We start from the raw sequence: 1,080 nt of genomic DNA on the forward strand, positions 1-1,080 counted from the left end.
CCTTATAGAATTTCTGTTTCGGACCATGATCTGAGTAGAGATAATCATAAACAGTACAATTGCTGCCACGTTAAAGCAACCCAATGCCATTACCTGAACCGTACTCCACTTTAAGGTATTGCCGGCATAATTGTAGATGAGGTTGATCGTGTCTTTACTCCCATAATAGATGGCGAGTAAACAAAGTCCTATCAACACATTGGTAGACCTGAAAACTGAAAGCTGGATCAATGGCCTTTTAACAGTAAGTTGCCGGTACAGAAAAAGAACAGTACCAGTAATGGAAATAAAACCAGCTAATTGTATCCGTTGGTCTGAGAACCAGTAGTATTTCGATCCATAAATCATCAGGTAGCCGTATGCCGATGCCGCAAAGCTAAAAATGATAAAGCCCACCCAATCAATCTGGTATAATGGGTACTTCTTAATTCCATTTAACGGTTTGAATATCAACAGGATGATAAGCAGGATGAATAACTGAAAAAGGATCAGAAAATAATAGGTAACTTTCCAATCCCAGGTGGTTACCACGAATGCCGCCACCATGCCAATTATCACAGTGTTGCTCAATATCGCTCCATAAAAAACAGCTGACCCGACCGCTAGTGATTTTTCTTTCGATATACGCGAAAAAATCACGATCAGAATACATGCGGCTGTATTGGCGACTAATATGCCTTGCAAAAACCGCAGGATAAAAAAGAAAAAAATATTATCGCAATATAAACACAACAGGTTCAGGATGATTGCCAGGATAATGTTGACCAATAGGTAACTGCGCGTTTCAAAATACCTTAAAAAGCGAAACTGAACCGGCAGAATGGAAATGATACCGGCATTGGTTAGCAGCAAAGAATAGGAGATGTCTTCTGGTTGTGCGCCCAGATAGGCAACCATATAATTCTGAGTAAGGGCAAACATACCGAACTGCACGAGGGCAGACAGCAGGATGAGAAAAAGTGCTATTCGTATACCCCAATCCCATCCTGTAATCCATGCTTTAAAATACTCGGGCTTTTTCATCACTTACCTTTCTTTACCGCGACAGTAGCGTTCATGCCAGGAACTACTGCGGAGATT

General features: G+C 41.1%; 1 protein-coding gene. It reads right to left on the reverse strand.

Annotated elements, in window-relative coordinates:
* On the reverse strand, nt 1-1,023 hold a 1,023-nt coding region (locus tag LN893_RS20380), incomplete at its 3' end, for an MFS transporter (protein ID WP_229973254.1).
* Nucleotides 1,024-1,080 lie beyond the last annotated feature (57 nt).

The sequence above is a fragment of the Pontibacter harenae genome (genome assembly GCF_020907245.1).
GTDB lineage: Bacteria > Bacteroidota > Bacteroidia > Cytophagales > Hymenobacteraceae > Pontibacter > Pontibacter harenae.